Genomic DNA, 3333 nt, shown 5'->3' with positions numbered 1-3333 from the left:
CAGCGGTGGGCGGCGCGCTGGCCTGAGCATGGCCGAGAGTTGCGTCAATCGCCTGACTTGTAAGGCTTGGCTCGCGGCCGTCCCACATGATCGTCGACAGGAATCCGAGATTGGCTGCAGGCAGCGGCCGTCGGTACATCGACAAGATTCCGCTCGTCGGGCTGATGAGTCCGGTCGCCGAATTCGTGCTGCAATTGTACGGATCGACCACATTGATCACCTTGAACTGCGAACCCGGCGGAAGGGCCAAGCCGATGCGGATTAAGCCCCTTTTCAGCAGCAACTTATAGGACTGCAGCTTGGCCCCCCGCGTCGAAACGTTATCGTTCGGACAAGTGGCGCCATCGACCAGACGAAAGATCGGGTCATTGCCACCGCTGAGGGCAAACCGTGCTTGGACGCTGGCCGCGCTGATGCTCCAGCCATTCGCCGGCTGATGACAGGTGAAACAAGTACGTTCGTTGGTCCCGAGATTCTGGAAGAATGCATTATTCGACGTGATGGTAGCGCCGTTCGGCTGAAAGGTGCCGACGGCCCCGCTGGGATCCGCGTCCAATTGAAACCTTGGAATTACTGGCGGCGTCGACTGAGAGCCATGATCGACATCCCTGAATTGGCGCATGCGCTGGTCGTGGGAGATCGCAGGCGGCTGCCAGTTCAGCGATTGGCTTGGATCGACCACGCCAAGGCCTTGCGCCATGACTGGATGCGAAGAGACTACAGCACATAGCACAGCAGAAATTGCGATTGGGAGCCGTGACGAACGACGAAAGCCACCGAATGATTGCTTCATATGCCCCTCCAAAATTTAGCGATCTATTCTCTATTTCAACGAAGCACGGCGAGACCGTAGCCCTGAACGGACGCAAAGCTTGCTAACAGATCTCTAGGTAAGGATTACGTTTCACTCCACTACCCTTCCCGTGCACACTCGAAAAGCTGCACGCATCCGTCTGACGGTGGTGCTCGTTCGCCTAAGTAGCACAATGTTTCTCGCAACGACTGTGACGAACGACACACCTCCGTCTCTCGGCCGGCGATCTTCCTCTTTCATGCAGGGGGTGGTGCAGCGCACCATAGGCGATTGGATTTTCCAAAAACCAGCCTATAGACCCTGACTAATTCCTGTCCTCCTCCGATCGGAGGAGGAGGCCGTTTTTTTTGCAACTCGGGTGGTTAGGTCGGCTTGGTGGGCCTTCCGGCCAGTGGGCTTGAAAATCCGCCAATGAGCTTGACCAGGTCGGCTTGCCGGCTGCAGCCGATCTTCTTGTACAGAGCGCCGAGGTGGGTCTTCACCGTTGTCTCGGCGATGCCGAGAACTTCGGCAACATCGGGAACGCCACCGACTCCGACCACAGCGAGTAAAACGCGAAGCTCCATCGGAGTAAGCTTGTAGGCCTCGGCGATTGCCTCGGGACGCGAGGGTAATTCCAGTGCGGTCTTATGCACAAATAAGGCTGCGGCGGCCCCGAAGCTGGTGCCGGCACGTCGGCGCGTGCCCGATGTGAGTGGTAGCACATGGGCCACAAAGCGATCGCCGGCAATTGCTCTGAGGGGCACAGCAATACCTCTGGTGCCGATTGCACTATCGCCGTCGGCGGCGGCCGCGAATATCTCGGCCAACGTCAGATCGGCTTGTGCATCGTTTGCGACTATGCGTCCTGCGACAGCGCGCAGGACATCAGCGGTATCAAGCATGACATTGCCAGCCGCATTAGCATGTACAATCCGGCCGCCGGCATCAATGAGAAACATAGCAGCGCTGATGCTATCAAAGGTCTCCGCAAAGACGGTTGATCGCGCCTCGTTTAAATGAAGTGTTTTGTCGATCAGCGCTGCGCGTCGGATGTGCGGCACGACCAGCCGCATCCGCCCTCTAGTGGCATCGTCAACAAGACCGTCGCGCTCATGACGGAACACCACGAAGCCGGCTGCCGTCGTCGCCGACCTCTCGAGCATCGCATTTGCGGTATCCACCAATCCTTGGGGGCGAGCCCATTCCTTATAGAAGCGACTTTGAAGAAACTCTGCGTATGCTATGACATCCGCTGTTGCAGTCGGCTCTTCGAGCTTGGCGAAAAAATATCCTGTCAGGGTTGGATCAAGCACTGCATAAGTGTTGATGTAAGTTTGCACGTATCGAGGATCGAGACCGTGCTGATAAGCGACGTCGGGCCGCCGTCCGTCGGCGTCCCTAAAATAGAGTGAGGAGGCCGAGCCCCCGACAAAGCGCGCGGCTCCGTCTAACACGTCGAGCCACAACGTCGGATCAAGTGCCGCGTCATAGATGTGGCCGATCAGTTCCGACAGTCGTTCTGATTTATCCATGGTCAGCCACGGTAGCCCCCTCCGACCGCAATTCACGCGGGTGCCGAAAACGACGAAACTGCACTATAGCGACATCGTAGCTCGGCGATCCTTCGACGGCACCGTCATCGCGCTTTGAAACAGGGTCCACTCGTCCGAACAGTTGGGTTCGGACGTCCATTATTTTTCATCAGTCTAAGCCTTCTTCGCCGCCTCTTTTCCCGCTTCCGCAAGCGAGAAGAAGGCGGAGAGTGCGGCGATCTAATGCTCCCGCCCGTCAGGGAGCGTCGAGAAATAAGTAGAAATCTTCGACACCGTGTAGTCCACCGCTGGGATCAGCCAGCGCCTTGCGCTGTGTTAACGCCTTGCGCCACAGCGATGCGGGAGACCGCACCGAAAATACAGGCAAAAGCGATACTGGAGATCATAAGAAGCGACGATCGAAGGATATTTCCGTGCGATTCCTTATCCATTTTAATTTGAACCTCCAGATTGATTGGCTATCGATTCCTTCATTCAAGACAGCTGCGCGACACTTGCGACCGTGACGATCGCAAGTCTTGCAAACTGGACGCAATGTACGGGGTTCGCCTGCCGGCGGCACGATCGCTGCCCGTTCGCCCATCGGGACATCCGGCACATCCCGCTGGCAGCTCTTTCAGCAGTTTATAGCCACGCGAAAGCTATTCCAAGGGGGTCGATGATTTTCCGCTTGCCCGCAGTTTTTTGCAGCGCCAACTCGCAAGATGCCTCCTTTGACGGTCGACTGAACTGGCACTTTGAGTAACACAATCTTTCCGCACCGACTGTGACGAGCAACACACGTCTGTCAGGTGAGATTGTCGCCCTGGTTGTGCCGATCTCGGCGGGTCCGCTTTGAGTCATCAGAGTCGCTCGAGTGATGCTCGTGCGTTCCACCTCTTGCTCCAACAACTGAAGTCGGAGCAACCCGGCTGACCCGCATCTGATCCGTTCCGCGAGGCACGTAGTACCATCGCAAACTGCAGGCATTAATCCCTCTGGTCC

Annotated in this window: 2 protein-coding genes; both read right to left on the bottom strand. The window is 57.1% G+C overall.

The window, feature by feature from the left end; genetic code table 11:
- Nucleotides 1–682, bottom strand: a 682-nt coding sequence (locus WB528_RS04195; protein ID WP_423887170.1) for a hypothetical protein, incomplete at its 3' end; no start/stop codon positions are given.
- A 494-nt stretch (nucleotides 683–1176) separates the two neighbouring features.
- Nucleotides 1177–2328, bottom strand: coding sequence for a helix-turn-helix transcriptional regulator (locus tag WB528_RS04190; RefSeq protein ID WP_423887169.1), 1152 nt, complete (start codon nucleotides 2326–2328; stop codon nucleotides 1177–1179).
- Nucleotides 2329–3333: the final 1005 nt, after the last annotated feature.

This window comes from Bradyrhizobium sp., assembly GCF_049586575.1.
GTDB lineage: Bacteria > Pseudomonadota > Alphaproteobacteria > Rhizobiales > Xanthobacteraceae > Bradyrhizobium.
This window is presented reverse-complemented; position numbering and strand designations above follow the sequence as displayed.